The sequence below is a fragment of the Acinetobacter sp. 228 genome (assembly GCF_048147885.1).
This window is the reverse complement of record NZ_JAYWYV010000147.1, coordinates 1-1,729: the sequence shown is the minus strand read 5'-3', so window position 1 is coordinate 1,729 and position 1,729 is coordinate 1. Positions and strand designations below refer to the sequence as shown.

Here is a 1,729-nt window from a genome sequence, read left to right as displayed (position 1 = left end):
GAATTTCTCGCATAAGAGATTCAGTTTGCGATAGAGAAAATTTAACTTGTTGCTGTGAAACAAATTGAATGCGTTCCTTTATCTGCTCAAGGAACTGGTGAGCTGAATTAAGCTGAGCTTGGGCAGAGGATTTAATATGTTGTAGATATTGATCACTCTTACTTTGGTAGGTCGTAATTTGATGTTGTGACAAGAGTTTGATTGTTTGTAGGTTGTCTACAGCTTCTTGTACACGTTCAACAATATGGTTGCGAATACCCGCAATCACTTTACTTGGAGTATCAAACGAACGGTGTGCAATCTCGTCAAGGATAGTACGATCTTTTTCATGTCCAATACCGACCCAAATCGGCACGCTACGTTTACAGAGTAGGGCGGCAAGCTCATAATCATTTAAGTAAGCTAAGTCATTTACAGCACCACCCCCGCGAATAATTACAATCAAGTCGGGTGGAAAGTTAAAATTATTTGCCCATTGTTTTAAACCTGTTGCCAACGACTCCATAAGACTGGCGGCAGCCGTATTTCCCTGAAAGGTCGCACTTTGATAAACAAAATGACAAACCCCATTTCGCTCAAGAGCATCCGCATCCTTTTTAAAGTCACCTAAACCCGCAGCATTTTGAGGAGCAATAACTAATACATTTTGTATATCAAAAGGAGTAGATAATAGTTTGTTCTTATGTATTAACCCTTCTTGAGTTAAACGTTCTACAATTTGTTGATAACGTTTTGCAATTTCCCCAAGTGTAAAACTTGAGTCTATTTCTTCAATATTGACTGAAAATCCATATTGCGGATCGAAACGCGCTCTAATTTTGATTAAAACGTTTAAATCACTAGCTAACTCAATACCTGTTTCACGTTCAAACTTGAGAACAATTTTACTTGCTGAAAATTTCCAGATGGTCGCTTTACAGCTTGCAATGACCTTGTCGGTGTCAGCATCTTTTTCTGCGAGCTCTAAATAATAATGTCCACCTTTAACATTTAAATTCCGAATTTCCGCTCTCACCCATACAGGCTCGTCAAAAGTCAGGCGTATGACTTCCTGCACTGTACCGAGATATTCACTAAGAGAGAGCTGAGGATCAGACATATAAACTATAAATGATGGGTTGAAACTAGATAGTATAAAAGCTACCCAAGCATGGCAATTGTTGTCTATGAATAACGGGTTCTGTTTAAAATAAATACAACAATTTAGAGCGTTAAAATTGAAATTGAGGGGGCTTATTTAATTTGAGCGGATAAAAAGAAAAATTAATAAAAAGATAATTCTTAATAATTACAACCGATTAAAAAATAAAGTTTGCTTTATAAAATATATAAGCGTATAAAGCTTACTTCCAATTGCGGGGTGGAGCAGTCTGGTAGCTCGTCGGGCTCATAACCCGAAGGTCGTTGGTCATGATACGAAATCATGGAAAGCAATTAGCTTATAAATAACCCTATATCAAGCTAAATATTAAATTCTAGACGAATTGTCCATACCTTAAATCTAGCGTTCTAATTAAATACCGTTAAATCACATGAGCTCAGTGATGAGTGAATGATTGTGAATATAGTAAATGAGTGGCAAATCGCCACAGCCGTAAATGGCAATGAAATTAATGTGAGGATTGTTCCTCACGTCCGTAAGCAAAACTCGCTTGATGGTTATCGTTGGGTTGAGGTTGGAAAGAAAATTCAGCTTCAAACTGGTGAAGAAATTGAGTTAAACCAAGAC

The 1,729-nt window shown here is 37.3% G+C and carries 2 protein-coding genes; one reads left to right on the top strand and one right to left on the bottom strand.

Going from position 1 to position 1,729, the window contains the following annotated elements:
• Positions 1 to 1,099 (bottom strand): exodeoxyribonuclease VII large subunit (xseA, locus tag VXQ92_RS16805; RefSeq protein ID WP_416682584.1); only part of this gene is annotated, 1,099 nt, incomplete at its 3' end.
• 453 nt (positions 1,100 to 1,552) lie between these two features.
• Here xseA and VXQ92_RS16800 point away from each other — a divergent pair.
• A partial coding sequence (locus tag VXQ92_RS16800; RefSeq protein ID WP_416682585.1) for a transposase occupies positions 1,553 to 1,729 on the top strand: 177 nt, incomplete at its 3' end.